At 74.7% G+C, this 17,958-nt stretch carries 14 protein-coding genes; 9 read left to right on the forward strand and 5 right to left on the reverse strand.

The annotated features are described in order from the left end of the window. The first annotated feature begins 36 nt into the window (after positions 1 to 36). The 4 genes from ACWDAK_RS13715 to ACWDAK_RS13730 are packed head-to-tail and all read left to right on the forward strand — an operon-like array spanning position 37 to position 7,802. Positions 37 to 1,209, forward strand: coding sequence for an acyl-CoA dehydrogenase family protein (locus ACWDAK_RS13715; RefSeq protein ID WP_427393369.1), 1,173 nt, complete (start codon positions 37 to 39; stop codon positions 1,207 to 1,209). A 58-nt stretch (positions 1,210 to 1,267) separates the two neighbouring features. Then, positions 1,268 to 3,106: a non-ribosomal peptide synthetase gene (locus ACWDAK_RS13720; RefSeq protein ID WP_427393370.1), complete on the forward strand. Its 1,839-nt coding sequence runs from the start codon at positions 1,268 to 1,270 to the stop codon at positions 3,104 to 3,106. A gap of 59 nt (positions 3,107 to 3,165) precedes the next feature. Beyond that, a complete protein-coding gene (locus tag ACWDAK_RS13725; protein WP_427393371.1) occupies positions 3,166 to 4,965 on the forward strand; it encodes an amino acid adenylation domain-containing protein in 1,800 nt (599 codons plus the stop codon). Beyond that, entirely contained in the window at positions 4,962 to 7,802 is a 2,841-nt protein-coding gene (locus tag ACWDAK_RS13730; protein WP_344637694.1) for a condensation domain-containing protein, read from the forward strand. Before ACWDAK_RS13725 ends, ACWDAK_RS13730 begins: the two co-directional genes overlap by 4 nt. Positions 7,803 to 7,935: 133 nt before the next feature. On the opposite strand, the gene ACWDAK_RS13735 is transcribed toward ACWDAK_RS13730, so the two are convergent. After that, complete coding sequence (locus ACWDAK_RS13735; RefSeq protein ID WP_427393372.1) at positions 7,936 to 8,772, reverse strand: polysaccharide lyase family 7 protein; 837 nt, start codon at positions 8,770 to 8,772, stop codon at positions 7,936 to 7,938. Between the two features lie 356 nt (positions 8,773 to 9,128). Then, positions 9,129 to 9,578 carry a hypothetical protein gene (locus ACWDAK_RS13740; RefSeq protein ID WP_344637692.1) on the reverse strand — a complete coding sequence of 150 codons (450 nt, stop codon included), beginning with the start codon at positions 9,576 to 9,578 and terminating at the stop codon, positions 9,129 to 9,131. 466 nt (positions 9,579 to 10,044) lie between these two features. On the opposite strand from ACWDAK_RS13740, the gene ACWDAK_RS13745 reads away from it, so the two are divergent. Beyond that, on the forward strand, positions 10,045 to 11,595 hold the full coding sequence (locus tag ACWDAK_RS13745; RefSeq protein ID WP_344637691.1) for a S53 family peptidase: 1,551 nt from the start codon (positions 10,045 to 10,047) through the stop codon (positions 11,593 to 11,595). A 212-nt stretch (positions 11,596 to 11,807) separates the two neighbouring features. Here ACWDAK_RS13745 and ACWDAK_RS13750 read toward each other — a convergent pair whose 3' ends face one another. The 3 genes from ACWDAK_RS13750 to ACWDAK_RS13760 form a co-directional block, all read right to left on the reverse strand. Continuing rightward, the gene (locus tag ACWDAK_RS13750; RefSeq protein ID WP_427393373.1) at positions 11,808 to 12,572 is read right to left on the reverse strand and encodes an SDR family NAD(P)-dependent oxidoreductase; all 765 of its coding nucleotides are present in this window, start codon (positions 12,570 to 12,572) and stop codon (positions 11,808 to 11,810) included. A gap of 172 nt (positions 12,573 to 12,744) precedes the next feature. Beyond that, the gene (locus ACWDAK_RS13755; RefSeq protein ID WP_427393374.1) at positions 12,745 to 13,557 is read right to left on the reverse strand and encodes a class I SAM-dependent methyltransferase; all 813 of its coding nucleotides are present in this window, start codon (positions 13,555 to 13,557) and stop codon (positions 12,745 to 12,747) included. Between the two features lie 191 nt (positions 13,558 to 13,748). After that, a complete protein-coding gene (locus tag ACWDAK_RS13760; RefSeq protein WP_427393375.1) occupies positions 13,749 to 13,937 on the reverse strand; it encodes a cupin domain-containing protein in 189 nt (62 codons plus the stop codon). Positions 13,938 to 14,022: 85 nt separating this feature from the next. Between ACWDAK_RS13760 and ACWDAK_RS13765 the strand changes: the two genes are divergently transcribed. The 4 genes from ACWDAK_RS13765 (at position 14,023) to ACWDAK_RS13780 (ending at position 17,757) form a co-directional block, all read left to right on the forward strand. After that, positions 14,023 to 14,160 (forward strand): hypothetical protein, encoded by a 138-nt coding sequence (locus ACWDAK_RS13765; protein WP_449806461.1) that lies wholly within the window; start codon positions 14,023 to 14,025, stop codon positions 14,158 to 14,160. 114 nt (positions 14,161 to 14,274) lie between these two features. After that, positions 14,275 to 15,066, forward strand: coding sequence for a crotonase/enoyl-CoA hydratase family protein (locus ACWDAK_RS13770; RefSeq protein WP_427393376.1), 792 nt, complete (start codon positions 14,275 to 14,277; stop codon positions 15,064 to 15,066). A gap of 80 nt (positions 15,067 to 15,146) precedes the next feature. Next, positions 15,147 to 16,112 (forward strand): ribokinase, encoded by a 966-nt coding sequence (locus ACWDAK_RS13775; RefSeq protein WP_427393377.1) that lies wholly within the window; start codon positions 15,147 to 15,149, stop codon positions 16,110 to 16,112. Between the two features lie 112 nt (positions 16,113 to 16,224). Further along, a complete protein-coding gene (locus ACWDAK_RS13780) occupies positions 16,225 to 17,757 on the forward strand; it encodes an SDR family oxidoreductase (protein WP_344637686.1) in 1,533 nt (510 codons plus the stop codon). The last annotated feature ends 201 nt before the right edge of the window (positions 17,758 to 17,958 follow it).

The raw sequence follows: 17,958 nt of genomic DNA on the forward strand, positions 1-17,958 counted from the left end.
CGCCAGCCCCTCCCAGGTCCCGACCGGAGCCGCACTGTGAACTCCACTCCCTCCTCCGTTCTCGAGGACGGCCACCGCGAACTGGTCGAGGCCTTCGAGAGCTTCGTCCGCCGCGAGCTGGTGCCGCTGGCCGCCGAGCTGCCCGAGACCGCCGACCAGCCGCCCGCCGATCTGCGCGCCTACGTCCGCAAGCGCTCGGCCGCGCTCGGCTTCTACGCCGGGGACTACCCCGAGGAGCTCGGCGGCTCCGGGATGCCTTTCACCGCCGTGGTACTGCTGCACCACGCGGCCGGGCGCAGCGGCTGCTCGCTGGCCCCGTACGCGCTGGCCGGTTCCGACGGGCCGTCCCCGCTGCTGCGGCACGGCACGCCGGAGCAGATCGAGCGGTATCTGGCGCCGCTGGTGCGCGGTGAGGCGGCGCGCTGCCTGGCGCTGACCGAGCCGCAGGCCGGCTCCGACGCCTTCCGGCTGACCTGCACCGCGCGGCGGGACGGCGACGGCTGGGTCATCAGCGGCCGCAAGACCTTCGTCAGCAACGCCGACCGGGCCGACTTCGCCCTGGTGGTCACCGCGACCGACCTCGGTGAGGGGCCGACCGGCGGCGCGACGGCGTTCGTCCTGCCGATGGACCAGCCGGGGCTGCGGATCGGGCAGCGCTACGAGGGCATGTCGGGCGAGCCGCTGTTCGAGCTGGTGCTGGAGCAGGTCAGGGTGCCGATGGACGCCGTGATCGGCGGCGAGCAGGGCGTCGGCGCCGCGATGGCGCTGGCCATGGACAGCCTCTCGCGTGGACGGCTGGTGGTCGCCGCGATGTCCAACGGCGTCGCCGAGTACGCGCTGCGCCTGGGTGTGGAGTACGCCCGGGAGCGCGAGGCCTTCGGCGAGCGGATCGGCAACTACCAGCACGTCCAGGAGCACCTGGTGCGCAGCCGGGCCGAGGTGGAGGCGTCCAAGCTGCTCACCCTGGCCTGTGCCCGGCTGGTCGACGAGGGCACCGAGGCGCCGGAGAACGCGGCGCTGGCCAAGCTGACCGCCTCCGAGACGGCGGTGCGGGTGGTGGACCGCTCGCTGCAGGTGCACGGGGCCACCGGCTGGGTGCGCGGGCATCCGCTGGAATTCCTGTACCGCTACGTCCGGATGATGACCATCATCGAGGGGACCTCCGAGGTCCAGAAGGTGATCGTCGCCAGGGCCATGGGTCTGGGCTGAGGCCTTGAACCGCCGATCCAGGCCGCCCGTCCCGCCCACAGACTCGGAGACCAGAACCATGACCGACACATCCGCTCCCAGCATCGACCACGGCCGTCCGCACGAGGACGCCGCCGTACTGGAGGGCTACCTCGACTGGGTGCGCCGCACCCCCGAAGCGCCCGCGCTGATCGACGGCGAGCGCAGCTGGAGCTACGCCGAACTCGACGCCCTGGCCGACTCGGTGGCCGACGCGCTGCGCGACCGGGTGCGCCCGGGCGAGCTGGTCGGCGTCTGCCTGGACCACTCGGTGGCGCTGGTCGCCGTCGCGGTGGCGGCGGCCCGGCTGGGCGCCGGCTACCTGCCGCTCGGCCCGCGCCCGGGTGAGCGCCGCCTCCAGGCGGTGGCGGGGAACCTGCGGCTGGGCTGCCTGATAGGCGCAACCGAGCTGCTGCCGCCCTCCCACCGGACCGGTACGGCGGAGCAGTTGGTGCTGCCGCTGCCCGCCGAGGGCGCGGACGCCTCCGCCACCGTGGTCGCGGCCTTCGCCCCGGCGGCCGAGGGCGCCGTGGGCGCGCCGGCCGGGACCTTCTACTCGGTGCTGACCTCCGGTTCGACCGGCACCCCGAAGGCGGTGGCCGTCGGCGAGGAGTCGCTCGGCGCGCTGCTGCACTGGTACCGCGAGCTGACCGGTCTCGGCCCCGGTGACCGGCACAGCCTCATGATCGGGGTCGCCTTCGACCCTCACCTGATGGAGCTGTGGGCGGCGCTGACCTCCGGTGCCGCACTGAGCGTGGCTCCCGAGGAGGTGCGCTGGGACCCGGGCGCGCTCACCGACTGGTGGCACCGGGCCGGGATCACGGTGTGCGTGCTGCCGACCCCGCTGGCCGAGCCGGTGCTCGACCTGCCGTGGCGCGATGACCTGACGCTTCGTCATCTCATCGTCGGCGGAGACCGGTTGCGCCGCTACCCCGGACCCGGGGTCACCGCGCACCTGCACAACGCCTACGGCCCGGCCGAGGCCACGGTGGCGACCACCGTGCACACCATGGCGCCCGGTGCGGCCCCGGACGGCGCGGACACCCCGCCGATCGGCCGCCCGCTGCCCGGGGTCTTCGTCGCCGTCACGGACGAGGACGGACACCCGGTACCCCGCGGCACCCCCGGTGAACTGCGCATCGGCGGGCGCTGCCTGGCGCTCGGCTACCTCGACGAGGAGCTCACCTCCCGGCGCTTCGTCGCCGCGCCGCAGGACGCCCCGGGGGTCGACCGGGTCTACCGCACCGGCGACCGCGTGCTGATGCGGCCCGACGGGGTCCTGGAGTTCCAGGGCCGACTGGACGACCAGGTGAAGGTCAGCGGGGTGCGGATCGAGCCCGCCGAGGTCGAGGCGGCCTTCGAGCGCGATCCGCGGGTGCGGCGCGCCGCCGTGGCCGCCCGGGCGGGCGCGGCGGGCGGGGTGCAGCTGGTCGCCTTCGTCCAGCCCGCCGAGCCCGCCCTGCGCGCGGGCGCCGAGCTGCTGCCGCAGGTGCGGGAGTGGCTGCCCGAGCAGGCCGTACCCACACTGGTCCGACTGGTCGACACCTTCCCGCTGGACGTCAACGGCAAGGTGGACCGGGCCGTGCTGCTCGCCGCCGAACCCGACACCGCCGACTCCCCGGAGGCCGAGGCCGCCTCGCCCACCGAGCACACCGTGTTGCGGCTGACCCGCGAGCTGCTCGGCCGGCCCGAGCTCGGTCCGCTCGACAACTTCACCGAAGCGGGCGGCAATTCGCTGATCGCCGCCCGCCTGCTGGTCGCGCTGGAGCAGGAGTGCGGCGTACGGCTGCGCGCTCCGCAGCTGCTGCGCCAGCCCGATCTGCGCCGGCTCGCGGAGCTGGTCGAGGCCCGGCGCCCGAGCGCCGTCGCCGCCTCCTGACCGCACGTCGCACCAGGGTGCCCCGGCCACACCCCCGGGGCACCCGGAAGGGAACCACCTTGACCTCCCCCGTACCCGGCGGCGTCCCCGGCCTGATCGCCCGGCACGCCGAGCTGCACCCGGACGCACTGGCCGTCTCCGACGGCACGACCGTCCTGACGTACCGTCAACTAGTTCTCGCCGCAGGACAACTCTCCGCCGATCTCGGCGCGCACGGGGTGGGCCCCGGCAGCGCGATCGGCCTGCTCGCCGCCCGCTCCACCCGCCTGGTCGTGGCCCAGCTCGCCGTCTGGTGGGCGGGCGCGCACGCCGTGCCGCTCGACCCGGCGTATCCGCGCCCGCGCACCGCCGCGATGCTGGAGGACGCCGGGGTCCGCTTCACGCTCGGCGACAAGGCCCTGCTGGCCGGGGCCGGACTGCCGGACGAGCACACCCTGGCCCTGGAGCTCCCGGACACCGGACTCCAGGACGAGACCGCCGTCACCCCGCCGCACCCCGCCCTGGACGACCCCGGGGCGATCGCCCTGGTGATGTACACCTCCGGGTCCACCGGCCGCCCCAAGGGCGTGGAGATCCCGCACCGCGCGATCACCGACCTGGTGACGGCAGCGGACGGGATCGCGCTGGGCCCGGACGACCGGGTGCTGTTCCACTCCTCCACCAGCTTCGACGCCTCGACCTTCGAGATCTGGGCACCGCTGGCGCGCGGCGCCGCCGTGATGGTCTCCCCCGCCGAGCGCCCGACCGCCGAGGAACTGGCCCGCGACATCGAGCGGTTCGGCGTCACCACGGCCTTCCTGACCACCGCGCTCTGCCACGAGCTGGCCGTCCGGCAGTCCCGGATCTTCGGTGTACTGCGCACCCTGGTCGCCGGCGGCGAGGCGATGTCCGCGCAGCACGCCGCCGCCGTGCTGCGGGCCTTCCCGTGGCTGCGGCTGGTGAACGGCTACGGGCCGACCGAGGCCACCACCTTCACCACCCTGCACCGGGTCAGCCCGGCCGACTGCGCCGACCGGCTGCCGATCGGACGGCCGTTCGGCGGCGCAACCACCGCCGTGCTTGACGACCAGCTGCGCCCCGTACTCCCGGGCGTTCAGGGCGAGTTGTGGATCGGTGGCGCCCGGCTCGCGCTGGGCTACCGGGGGCAGCCCGAGCTGACCGCCGACCGGTTCCGGGAGATCCCCGGCCATGGCCTGATGTACCGCAGCGGCGATCTGGCCTCGACCCGCCCCGACGGCGTCCTGGACTTCCACGGACGGGCCGACGACCAGGTCAAGGTACGCGGCTTCCGGATCGAGCCGGGCGAGGTCGAGCACGCCCTGCGGCTGCTCCCCGAGGTCGCGCAGGCGGCGGTCGTGGTACGCGGGGCCGGGCAGCCGGACACCGCGCTCACCGCCTGCGTGGTCCCCGCCGAGGGCTGCCTGCCGACCGCGGACGGCCTGCGCGCCCGGCTGGCGGACCGGCTTCCCGAGCACCTGGTCCCCACCGCCTGGACCTTCCTGGACGCCCTGCCGCTCACCGGCGCCGGCAAGATCGACCGCCGTGCCCTGGCCGAGACCGGACCGGCCGCCGCCGAACAGGCCCCGGCCGCCGAGCTGACCCCGCTGCAGCAGGCCGTCGCCGAGGCCTGGTCCCGCTCGCTCGGCCACCAGGTCGCCCGGCCGGACGCCGACTTCCTCGGCGAGGGTGGGCACTCGCTGATGGCCATGTGGGTGGTCGACGACCTCCGCGAGGACCTGGGCGTGGAGCTGACGCTGGCCGAGTTCTTCGCCCACCCCACCGTGGCCGACCAGGCGGCCCTGGTCGAGCGTGCCCTGCTCGCCGCCCACGCCGCCCCGCGTCCGGAGGGCACCCGATGACCCACACCGACCAGGCCCAGGCCGCCCTTCTGCGGCTGGCCAGGCAGCGGGCGGGCGGCACCCGTCCCGAGCCCATCCCCCGCAGCGGCGGAAGCGGCCCGGCGCCGCTCTCGCACGCCCAGCGGCGGATGTGGCTGATGGACCGCCTCGGCCAGGGCGGCGCGCTCTACAACGTCCCGTTGGCCACCCGGTTGCACGGCCCGCTCGACCTCGGGGCGCTCGCCGACGCGCTCACCGCCCTGACTGCCCGTCACCAGATCCTGCGCACCCGCTACGGACGCAGCGGCGACGAGCCCTACCAGGAGCCGCTGCCCACCGCGCCGGTGCCCGTCCCCGTGGTACCGGCCGCGCCGGAGGAGGCCCCCGCCCTGCTGAGCGCCGAGGCGGGCCGCCCCTTCGACCTGGCCACCGGTCCGGTGCTGCGCGCCCTGGCCCTGCGGCACGCCCCGGACGACCACACCCTGCTCCTCACCCTGCACCACATCGCCGTGGACGGCGGCTCGCTGCCCGCCCTCACCGCCGAACTCGCCGCACTGTACTCGGCGGCACTCGACCGGAAACCCGCCGAGCTGCCCGAACCCCCGCTCCAGTACGCCGACTTCGCCCGCTGGGAGCACTCCCGCGCGGACCCGCTCGCCGCCGAGGTGGACGCCTGGGCCGACCGCCTGGCCGAGGCGCGCCCGGTGCCGCTACCCCGCCGCGCCCACGGCGGGCCGCGGACGCGGACCGCGGGACTGCACACCGAGCCGCTGCCCGCCGAGACCCTGGCCGGGCTGCGCCGGCTCGGCCGCGAGCAGGGCGCCACCCTGTTCGCCGTAGTGCTGGCGGCAGCCTTCGCCACCCTGCACCGCGCCACCGGCCAGAGCGACCTCACCCTGGGCTGCGTCAGCGGCCACCGCTCCCGGCCCGAGCTGCGCCGGCTGATCGGCCTGTGTGTCAACACCCTGCCGGTGCGGACCGACCTCGGCGGCGACCCAGCCTTCACCGAGGTGCTCGACCGGGTCCACACCGCACTGCTCACCGCGCAGCAGCACCACCAGGTCCCGTTCGATCTGGTGGTCGAGCGCCTGGGCGCGGCGGCCCGGGGCGCGGACGGCACCGCGCTGCTCTCGGTCACCTGCGACGTGGTCCGGCCGCCGGACCCGCTGCGGCTGCCCGGCCTGGCGGCCGAGGCGCTGGAGGTCGACCTCGGGTTGGCCAAGTTCGACCTCGGGCTGTTCGTCGAGGAGGGCCCGCAGCCGCGCTGCCTGGTGCAGTACGACACCGATGTGCTCGGCGAGCCGGCCGCCCGGCAGCTGCTCACCGCGTTCGGCGCGCTGCTGGCGGCGGTGGCCGAGGACGGCGGCCGGCGGCTCGCGCTGCTGCCCGGGGAACCACTGCTCACCCCGGCCCATCCGGCCGAGACCGCGCTGCTCGCCGAACCCCGCGTCGCCGAGGCCCTGGTGGTGGAGCGCGACGGCCTGCCCCCGCTGGCGTACGCGGTGGTCTCCGGAGCCGGTGCGCCCGGTGGAACCGAGCTGCGGATGCGGCTGCGCTCCCGGCTGGCGGCCGGAGACGTCCCGGCCGCCGTCACCCTGCTGGACGCGCTGCCCCGCCGGGCCGACGGCACGGTCGACCCCGGGCGCCTTCCGGGCGCCAGCGGCACCCCGGCCGGACCGGGCAGGCTGGAGACCGTCCGCACCGCCTTCGGCGAGCTGCTCGGCTCCCGCCCCGACCCCGAGGCCGACTTCTTCGTGCTGGGCGGTCACTCCCTGGTCGCCGTCCAGCTCGCCGAGCGGCTGCGCGGGCGCACCGGACTGCCGCTCACCGGTCTGGACGTCCTGGAGCAGCGCACCCCGCGTGCCGTGGCGGCCCTGCTCGACGTTCGGGAGGCCGACCGGCGCGCGGCCGCGTCCCGGCAGCCGGGCCGCCCGGCACGCGGCGTGGTCCGCGAGGGCACGGTGCTGCTCACCGGTGGGACGGGCGGTGTCGGCGCCGCCCTGCTGCAGGAGCTGATGGCGCAGGGCCGCCCGGTGCGCGCGCTGGCCAGGCCGGAGTCGGCCCACCTGGTGGCGCTGGACGGGGTCGAGGTGGTGGAGGGCGACCTCGCCGACCTCGACAGCCTGCGAGCCGCGGTGAGGGGGGTCGACGCGGTCATCCACGCGGCCTGCACCTTCACCTCGCCCGAGGTGGACGTCGCGGCCATGCGCGCCATGGTGGACTCCTGGCGGGGCGGCAGCTTCGTCTTCGTCAGCAGCATCGACGCCTACGGCCGTCCGGCCGGTGCCGAGGTCACCGAGGGGGCACCGGCCGAACTGCCCGTGTCTCCTTACGGGCAGGGCAAGTTGGACTGCGAGCGGATCCTGCTGGAGGCCGCCGGTACACAGGGGCGCGGCGCCGCTTCGGTGGTCCGCTCCCCGATCGTCTGGGGTCCGCACCGACGGCTGCGCGACCAGCTGCGCTGGGGTTCGACCGGGGCGCTCTTCCAGGCCGCGCAGGCCGGGCAGCCGTTGCTGCTTCCCGACCCCGCGGTGTACGGCGCCTCCTGGTACGGCGCCTGCTGGGTCCACTCCGCCGCCCTGGCCCGGGCGGTGATCGGCTGTGCCGACGGCACCGGCCGGGCGGACGGGCAGGTGGTCAATGCCGTCTCCGGACATGTCTCCTGGGTCGAACTGGCCGGGGAACTGGCCCGGTTGCTCGGCTCGTCCAGCGCCGTCGAGCTGCGCTCACACACCGACCCCGAGGCCGACGCCGAACTGCTGCGCCCCTGGCGGTACCGCGCCGACGCACTGGCGGGGCTGCTCCGCGCCGAGCCGGGCGAGGACTGGCGGAGCGTGCTGGCCCTGATGGTCCGCTAGCGCTCCGGCCGTCCGGATTCCGATTCCGGGCCGATGCGTGGTCCCGGTCCGTTCCGGGGCCACGCGCCGACTCGAAGGGGCTGCGGGTGCGGGGACGTCCCATGACTCCCCCCGCAGCCGCGGCCCCGACGCACTATCCGGCCGCCAGCCTGCTCACGACCACCCGGCCGCCGTCACCGTACGGCAGCGCCTCGCTCGCCTGCTCGTAGTCGCCGGCCGCGAACCTGACCCGCGTGCCCCGGTAGGCCGCGGGCACGGGGACGGTCTTCCTGACCGCGTTCCCCGCGCCCACCCGGGCGGTGAAGGTGAGTGTGCCGTTGCCGTTGTCGGCGAGCGTGTAGCTGAAGGCGGTGTCGAGCCCGACCCCGGTGAGCAGTTGGTGGACGGTGGACCGGTCGGCGGCGTCCTTGACGGTGACCCGGACGACGCCGTCGTCGTAGTGCAGCATCACCAGCGGGACGGAGCCGTCCTCGCCCGCCCCGTGGATCTGGCCGACGATCACGTCACGGGTGGAGCCGGGCACCTGGCCGATCCGCACGGTCGCGGCGAGCGTCCGCTTCCTCGTCCCGACGGTCCAACTGTCGCGCCCGACCAGCTCGGTGCGCGGGTGCCGGGACGAGGCGGTGGTCGCACCTACCGACGGCGCCCAGAAGTTGAGGCTGCCGTCCGGCTCCCTGGTCAGGTAGGGGGACGCGGGAGCGGCGGGGCGCAGGATCGCGGCATGGTCGCCCGAGGTCCCGCCGGCGGCGTCGACCGGCAGGATCAGGTCCCAGCCGTCCAGCGGGACCGCCGCGGCTGCTCCCGCCGATCGCTCGCCCGCGCTCACGGCGGCGGCAGCGGACGTGGTGCACACCGTGAGCGCTCCGACGAGGACGAGCGCACCGGTCGTCCGCAGCCTGCGGGACGCGCGGCGAGCGGCCCGGCCGGCGCTCGTGGACGGCTTCGGGTCTGGGAAGTGGTCGGACGGCATCAGGCGTTCCCTTCGGCACGGAGGAGCATCGGAGCCGAGCGCCGGACACCGACACGGAGAGCTGCGGAAACGCCGGCCGAGCCATCGCCACGTACCGCACCCGGCCAACCGCCATGGCGGCTGCCCTGGTTGTCCATGAGAGCCCGCCGTTCCGCCTTGACCTCCCCAGCCGTCCAGCACCCGCCCGCGTCAGCCGAGGACGTCGCCTCGGGCCGGCGGTCCCGCATGCCTACCCAGCTCTGCTGTCGCGAACACGTCACTCCGAACGCCGCCATCGCCCACCCCACTCCGATCCGCCCGCCCGCTCCCGGGCCGTCCGCCCGGACCCCGGAGACGATCGCCGAAGCCGGCCCGGGTCACCCGACGTACGTGGGGGCCGGCGACCAGGTCGGTGGCAGCCGGGTCAGCGGGTCGCCCGTCACCCGCAGCGGGTACCGGGACTGCCACCACCGCTCCTCCTCCGCCCCCTCCGGCGCACCCGGCACACCCGGCGCACCCGGCGAGCCGATCGGCGCCGTGGCGGCCCGGAACCGGTCGTCCAGGGCGTCGAGCTCGGGCTGACAGAGCCGGCGGACCCGCTCGGTCAGGATCGGCCAGGCGTCATGGAGCCAGTCGCGGTCCACGACGTCCTGCTCGAAGTCCCAGGCCCACACGGCATCCAGGCCCTCCTCGACATCCACGACGAGGTCCGCCCACGCCCCCAACCGAGCGCTCAGCGTCAGAACATGCGGGTAGCGATCGGACAGCTCCCGTACGGCCCGATGCACCGACACGTGATCTTCGGCGTTCAGCGATTCGCTCTCCATGGCCGGCAGCCTCGCAGCCGCCTCCCCTTCGGCGGTCCCCCGCCGGCTTAACTCCGGATGACCGCTCGGTAACGTTTGGTCACTCACCACTGGCAATTTCCTCACGAGACACCGGATCCTCCGCCCGATCGCCGGGAGGGCGGGGCCGCAGGCCGCCGAACGGACCGCCCTGGAAGCAGCCGCAACCGCCCCGGCCCTCATCCGGGCCGACCGTACGCACACCGAGCCCGACGGGACCGCTCCGGCCGTTCGCACACCGGAAGCAGCGCGACCGCTCCGGCGCACCCCTGGCCCATCCGGGCGACTGGGACTCCCGGCGGCGCGTGATCTTGCCATCGTTCGGATACAACCTGCAGGTTCCGGCCACCCGCCGGGAACGTCCTCGGCGCAACCGCCCCGGCGGCCCCGGAGGAGATCTCCCAGCACTCCCGCACCGCACAACCACATCCATCCGAAGGGGATTCGAATGTCCGAGCAGCACACACTGCTGGAAGGAAGCAAGCGGCCCGCCAAGGGCGACGCGACACGCGTACGGGATGCCGACGCCCAGGCGCCGGTCTCGGTGACCCTCTCCCTACGTGGACCGGCGACCGGTGCCGACATGGATCAGCGGCGGGCGGACGCCGAGAAGACGAAGACCGTCCTGGAGCGCTACGGCCTCAAGGTCGACAGGACCAAGCTGGAGCCGGGCAGCATCGAGGTGAGCGGCCCGGTGGCGGCCATGAACGCCGCCTTCCAGGCGAACCTGGGGATCTACCACAGCACCGAGCAGGGGGAGTTCCGCGGCCGCGAGGGTGCGGTGAGGATTCCGGCCGAGCTGGAGGGCATCGTGACCGGTGTCTTCGGGCTCGACCAGCGGCGGGTGGCCCGGCGTGCAGCGGCTCCCGGGTCCGGGGCCATGGGATCCCTCACACCGGCCGACCTCGAGAAGCGCTACACCTTCCCGCAGGGCGACGGGCAGGGCCAGAAGATCGGCATCGCCGAGTTCGGCGGCGGCTACTTCGCCGACGACCTGCACGCCTTCTGCACGCAGCACGGGGTGGAGACGGCGCAGGTCGCCGTGGTGCCCCTGGGCTACACCCCGCCGCTCTCCATCGAGGAACTCCGGCAGCTGCCGCCCCAGGACCAGCTCGACGCCTCCGAGGCCACCCCCGAAGTCATGATGGACGTGCAGATCGTCGCCGGGCTCTGTCCGAGGGCGACGATCTCGCTCTACTTCGCACCGTTCGACCAGAAGGGCTGGATCGACCTGCTCGACCAGACCATCCAGGACAAGCCGGTGACGCTGTCGGTCAGCTGGGGCCTCGCCGAGGACGCCCCCGACTGGTCGCAGGCCGCGCTCACCGAGATCGACAAGCGGCTCCAGGCCGCGGCGACCCTGGGCATCACCGTCTGTGTCGCCTCCGGTGACGACGGAGCCGGTGACCAGGTCGCGGACGGCGCCTTCCACGTCGACTTCCCCGCGGCCAGTCCGTCCGTGCTCAGTGTGGGCGGCACCATGATCAACGGATCCGGCGAGGAGCAGGCCTGGTGGGAGTCGCCCGGTCACCGGACCAGGAAGGGCGGCGGGGCGAGCGGTGGCGGTGTGAGCATCCTCTTCGACCGGCCTGATTGGCAGGACGTGCAGGTGAGGTCCCTGAACAAGCACAGCAGGGACGGGCGGGTGGTACCGGATGTCGCCGCGCTGGCCGGTTCGCCGCTCTACGATCTGACGCTCGTGGGCCGGCCCTCGCCCAACGGCGGCACCAGCGCCTCCACCCCCCTGTGGGCGGCCCTCATCGCCCGCATCAACGCCCTCCTGCCGGACGGCAAGCGCCAGCGCTTCCTGACCCCGCTGCTCTACCAGCACGGCACCAACGGTCAGCGGCTCGGACAGACCGCCTGCCAGGACATCAAGGTCGGCCACGACAACGGCTCTCATCCGCCGGCGGTGGGCTACCCGGTCCTGGCCGGGTACGACGCCGTCACCGGCTGGGGCGTACCCGTCGGCACGGCGCTGCTGGACGCACTGCGCTAGTACGCCGTCGCCGTACCGGTCCCGTCGCCTGACGGCCGGTCCCGGGTCCCGGCCGGGTGATCCTCCGGCGGCCGGGCCCTGGCGGCAGGTCTCCTGACAGCTCGCGGGGTGCGCATCCGTACGAGCGGCGGGAGGCCTGCCGCCGCCGTGCGCGCCCGCCCTTCGCGACTCCGGCCCCAGGTGCCCGCATCCCAGCCGACCGGTACGCAGCACTAACGCCCCAGCACCGCACCGCCGTTGAGGCCGATGACCTGACCGGTGAGGTAGCCCGCCGCAGGGGAGGCCAGGTAGCGGACGGCCGCAGCGACGTCATCAGGGGTGCCGGCCCGGCCGACCAGGGTGTCGGCCACCTTCGCGGCGTGGAACTCGGGGGTCCACCGCTCACCGAAGATCTCGGTGTCGGCGACGTAGCCGGGCGCGAGCACGTTCACCGTGATCCCGTCGGGGCCGAGCTGGCGCGCGAGGCCGAAGGCCCAGCCGTGCAGGGCCGCCTTCGCTGCCGCGTACGAGCCCGCCGAGTGCGGTCCGGCACCGCCGCGCTGGGCCGCCGCCGAACTGATCACGATCAGCCGGCCGTCGGGGCGGCGCAGCCGGTCCAGCAGGGCGGTGGTCAGCAGCACCGCCGTCAGCAGGTTGGTGTCCAGGTCCCGCCGCCAGGCGTCGGCCAGCGCGGCCAGCGAGTCGTCCGCGGGCTCGGTGATCACCGCACCGGCGTTGTTCACCAGGACGTCGACCGGGCCCAGCTCCGCTATCGATTCGGCCGCCGCCGAGACCTGGTGAGAGTCCGTCAGATCGGCCTTCAGCGGCACGACCCTCGCTGCTCCGACCGCCCGGTCGATCTCCTCCCGGGCGCGCTCCAGCACCTCCGCCCGCCGGCCGACGATGACCACCCGGCAGCCGTCCGCCGCGAGTTCCCGGGAGATGGCCTTGCCGATGCCCGTACCGCCACCCGACACCACCGCAAGCCGTTCCAGCACGGTCCCCCCTATGGCCCGTCCACTGCGCGATCTTCGTCAGCAGCCTAACGTCCCGGACCTATGGCCCATCCACTGCGCGATCTTCGTCAGCAGCCTAACGTCCCGGCCCGCCGGCCGGCCGAAGCGGGTCCGGGCCGCGCGGCCGGCCCACGCGGGGAGCCGTCCGGAGCCGTCAGACCGGTCGGCGGCCCCACGCGGTGATCAGCGGGGCGGTGGTGACGTCCAGCCCGTCCCCCTGCAGGTTGGCCAGATGGGTGTCGATCTCGTGCTCCTCGACGAGGCACTGCTCGATCAGCTGGCCGCGGATCTGGCGGACCGTCGCCGCCTCCAGTTCCCGGCCGACCGGCGAGGTGACCGGGAAGTAGCCCTCCGCCTGCACGTCCACCAGGCCCGCCTCCCGCAGCACCCTGGGCAGGGTGCGGCCGTAGCCGAGGTCCACGCCACGCTGGGCGAGCAGGGTGCGGAAGGCCGCCCGGATCCGGTTGGCCAGTTCTTCGGCCGGACCGCGCTGGTCCGGGCAGGCGAGCGGCTGGAGGGCCGGGTCGGCGTCCTCGATCACCAGCCAGCCGCCAGGACGCAGCGCCCCGACCAGCCGCCGCAGCACCTCCGCCCGGTCGGCGAGGTGCACCAACACCAGACGGGCGTGCACCAGGTCGAACGGCCCGGCGGGCGGCGCGTCCCGGACCACGTCGTGCCTGACCACCTCGACCTGCGCAGGGAGCGGCTCCGACAGCCAGGAGGTGTCGAGGTCGGTGGCCAGCACCCGCCCGGCCGGCCCGACCCGCCGGGCGAGCCCGGCCGGGACACCGGGGCCGCCGGCGCCGACCTCCCAGCAGCGCCACCCCTCGGTCAGCCCGATCCGGTCCAGGTGGTCGAAGGTCCAGCCGTCGAAGATCTCGGCCAGCGCCTCGAACCGCCTGCCGGCCTCACGCTGCCGGTTGTCGAGAAGGTATCCGGATTCCGTCGTCCTGCCGTCGATTGCCATACCGTCATCCTGCCGCACGCCGCGCCGGCGCCCCTCGGCGGCCCCGGCGGTCGGCCCCGCCGGTCAGCTCTTCGCGGCCCCGGGGAGGGCATGCCGGCGGGCCGGGCCCACCGTGGCCGGCGGGGCCACGGCCGCCCCGGCAACATGAGCCCGAACCTGTCCGGGAGGGGCTCGCTCAACTGCTCTCCCGTTCAAGGACCACCAGCGTCCCCGAGCTCCCGGGGCGGACGGCGTGCACCGCACCCCGCCGGCACCGGGTACAGCTCTCCGGCACCGACCGACACCACGATCTGCTCCACCTCCAGTTCGAGCCGGCCGTCCAGCACCAGCAGCGCCTCGGCGTCCTCGTGCCGCTCCGGTTCCAGCGGCAGCTCGCTCATCCGCAGCAACTACAACCGAGTGCCGGGCCGGAGCCCGCTGGACTCCCGGCAGCCGATGGGGAGTTCACGCGGCGGCGGCATATGGTTGCATGTGGACCACGGCGGCCCCACCCACGGCTGTGTCAGCCTGGCCCAGCCCGACCTGGTGACACTGCTCAAGGCGCTCGATCCGGCCGCCCGCCCGGCGATCGTCATGGGCCCGCGCGACCACCTGGTCCGCTGAACTCCTCCCGGGACGCGACTGTCCCCTGTCCCGCACGCCGGTCCGGACGGCAAGATGGCGGTCGTGGACGGCCGCTGCCGTTCCGTCAGGCCCCCCGGGAGAGGAGCGCGCACGGTGGCAATCGAGTCCGAGTCGGCGGTCAGGGTCGAGCAGACGGGTCAGGTCTGGACGGTGATCCTGTCCCGGCCCGCCGCACGCAACGCGGTGGACGGCGCCACCGCGGACCTGCTGACCGCCGCCTTCGAGGACTTCGAGGCCGATGACACCGCCTCGGTCGCGGTGCTGTGGGGCGAGGGCGGAACCTTCTGCGCCGGAGCGGACCTCAAGGCCGTCGGCACGGAGCGCGCCAACCGCCTCTCCCCCGACGGCCCCGGGCCGATGGGCCCGACCAGGATGCGCCTGAGCAAGCCGGTGATCGCGGCCATCGCGGGACACGCCGTCGCCGGGGGCCTGGAGCTCGCCCTCTGGTGCGACCTCCGGGTCGCGGCCGAGGACGCGGTCTTCGGGGTGTTCTGCCGCCGCTGGGGCGTACCCCTGATCGACGGCGGCACGGTACGGCTGCCCCGGCTGATCGGCACCGGCCGGGCCATGGACCTGATCCTCACCGGCCGCCCGGTCGACGCCGCCGAGGCCCACCGGATCGGCCTGGCCGACCGGATCGTCCCCATCGGTGAGGAGCGCGCCGCCGCCGAGGCACTGGCCGCCGAGCTCGCCCGCTTCCCCCAGACCTGCCTGCGCCACGACCGCCTGTCCCTGCTCGAACAGGGCGGCCTCACCGAGACCGGGGCCATCGCCAACGAATGGCAGCACGGCCTGGTCTCGCTGGCCGCCGACACCGCCGCCGGAGCAGCCCGCTTCACCGCCGGTGCCGGACGCCACGGCTCCTTCGAACACCATCGCGACTGAGCCCCGGGCCTCCGCCGACACCTCCGTGAACCGGCAACCGCGCACTCCGCCGGCTTCAACCTCTCTGGAACAGTGGCAACATGAACGACCACGTGCTCGTCATCGGCAGCCTCAACATGGACCTCACCGTACGGGTCCCTCGACTTCCGGCTCCCGGCGAAACCGTCTCCGGGCAGGACGCCGTCCGCGGCGCCGGCGGGAAGGGGGCCAACCAGGCCGTGGCGGCGGCCCGACTCGGTGGCCGGGTCCGCCTGGTCGGACTCCTCGGTGACGACGAGTTCGGCGCGGCACTCCGGGCCGGCCTGCGCACGGAGGGCGTCGACGACACCGCGGTGGGCACCCTGCCCGGCACCGCCACCGGCCTGGCCCTGATCGTCGTCCAGGAGGACGGGGAGAACTCCATCACGCTCGCCCCCGGTGCCAACCGCCACCTCGACCAAGCAGCCCTCGTCCGGCTGACCGGCGGCGACCCGGCCCGCCTCGTGACCGGGACCGACGTCCTCCTGCTCCAGCTGGAGGTACCGGTGGCCACCGCACTCGCCGCCGCCCGCGCGGCCCGCACGGCCAAAGTCCGCACCGTCCTCAACGCCGCCCCGATGCCGCCGTTCGACGACCAGCTCCGCCAACTCCTCGCCCACACCGATGTCCTGGTCCTCAACCGGACCGAAGCCACCGACCTCCTCACCGCCGCGGGCCTGATCGCCACCGCTCCACCGACCGGGGCCTGGCCCCGACTCGCCGCCGCACTGCGTCAACTCGGCCCCGACCTGGTCGTCATCACCCTCGGCGCCGACGGCGCCGTCGCGGCGACCGCCGACGGCCACCTCTCGCATCCGGGCTACCCGGTCGACGTCGTCGACACCGTCGGCGCCGGCGACGCCTTCTCCGCCGCCCTCACTCTCGCCCTCGCCGCCCATACCCCGCTCACCACCGCCCTGCGGCACGCCTGCGCCGCCGGTTCCCTGGCCACCACCCGCCCTGGCGCCCAGACCTCCCTCCCCACCCGCACCGAGGTGGCCCTCCTCGCCGCATCCACACCGGACTGACCTCACGATCACACGCCACCCACCGGTCCCCGGGCAGATCGAGCCGCGTGCGGGCCGGCCGCTGGTCCGGTAGACGTATCGGTGATCCGCCTGCGAGACCCGGGAGCCCCCGATGCCCGTACCGACAACCATTCCCCTGCGCTGCCTGGTCACCGGTGCCACCGGCTACCTCGGCGGGCGGCTGGTGCCCGAACTGCTGGCCGCCGGGTACACCGTGCGCTGTCTGGTCCGCGACCCCGGCAGGCTGCGCGACCACCCCTGGCGGGCCCAGGTCGAGACCGCCACCGGGGATGTCACCCGTCCCGACACCCTGGCGGGCGCCTTCGAAGGCGTGGACCTCGCCTACTACCTGGTCCACTCGCTCGGCACCGGGCCGGGATTCGAGGCCCGCGACCGCGCGGCGGCCCAGGCGTTCGGTGCGGCAGCCGAGCGGGCCGGGGTACGGAGGATCGTCTATCTCGGCGGCCTCCAGCCCTCGGACGTGCCCGCCGAACGGCTCTCACCGCACCTGCGCTCCCGCGCCGAAGTCGGCCGGATCCTGCGGGAGAGCGGGGTTCCGACCGCCGAACTGCGGGCGGCGGTGATCATCGGTTCGGGCTCGGCCTCCTTCGAGATGCTCCGCTACCTGACCGAGCGGCTCCCGGTGATGGTCACCCCGAGCTGGGTGGACACCCGGATCCAGCCGATCGCGGTCCGGGACGTGCTGCGCCTGCTGACCGGCGCCGCCCGGCTGCCGGGGGACGTCAACCGGACGTTCGACATCGGTGGGCCCGAGATCCTGACCTACCGACAGATGATGGACCGGTACGCCCGGGTGGCCGGGCTGCGCCGCCGGGTGATCGTACCGGTTCCGGTGCTCACTCCCCGGCTGTCCAGCCACTGGGTGGGCCTGGTGACGCCGGTGCCGGGATCGCTGGCCCGGCCGCTGGTGGAGTCACTGCGGCATGAGGTGGTCTGCACCGAGCACGACCTCGCCCGGTACCTGCCCGACCCACCGGGCGCCCCGATCGGCTTCGACGAGTCCGTCCGGCTCGCGCTCAAGCGGATCAGGGACGCCGAGGTGGCCACCCGCTGGTCCTCCGCGTCCCTGCCCGGCGCTCCCAGCGACCCGCTGCCCACCGACCCCGACTGGGCCGGCGGCAGCCTGTACCAGGACATCCGGGAGCGACCGGTCGCCGCCTCCCCGGCGGCGCTGTGGCGGGTGGTCGAGGGCATCGGCGGCGAGAACGGCTGGTACTCCTTCCCACTCGGCTGGGCCGCGCGCGGCCTGCTGGACCGGCTGGTCGGCGGGGTCGGCCTGCGGCGCGGCCGCCGCGACCCGGACCGGCTCCGGGTGGGCGACTCACTGGACTTCTGGCGGGTGGAGGAGATCGAGCCGGGCCGGCTCCTGCGGCTGCGCGCGGAAATGCGACTGCCCGGCCTGGCCTGGCTGGAGCTGTCCGTCGGCCCGTACGGCGACGGCGGCGCCCGCTACCGCCAACGGGCCCTGTTCCACCCGCACGGCCTGGCCGGCCACGCCTACTGGTGGGCGGTCGCCCCGTTCCACGCGGCCGTCTTCGGAGGCATGGCCCGCAACATCGCCCGCCGCGCCTGCGACTCGGCCCGAGCCCAGTCGCCGTCCGACCGGTCGCACCCTGGGCGATGAGGGCGGCGAGGGGTGCCGCACCCGGCAGAGCACGGCAGCCACGCCCGCCGGGCTCGGCGCGCCGCCACCGCCCCGGCCGCCGGAAACGACGCCTGCGCCACTCTCGCACCGCCCGGAGAACCGACGTCCGCAGGACGCGCGCCGACTGGCAATCCGTGCGCGGAGGGCGCTTTTCGGCCCGCGCTCTCGATATCTGCCGAA

The sequence above is a fragment of the Kitasatospora sp. NPDC001175 genome (genome assembly GCF_053598215.1).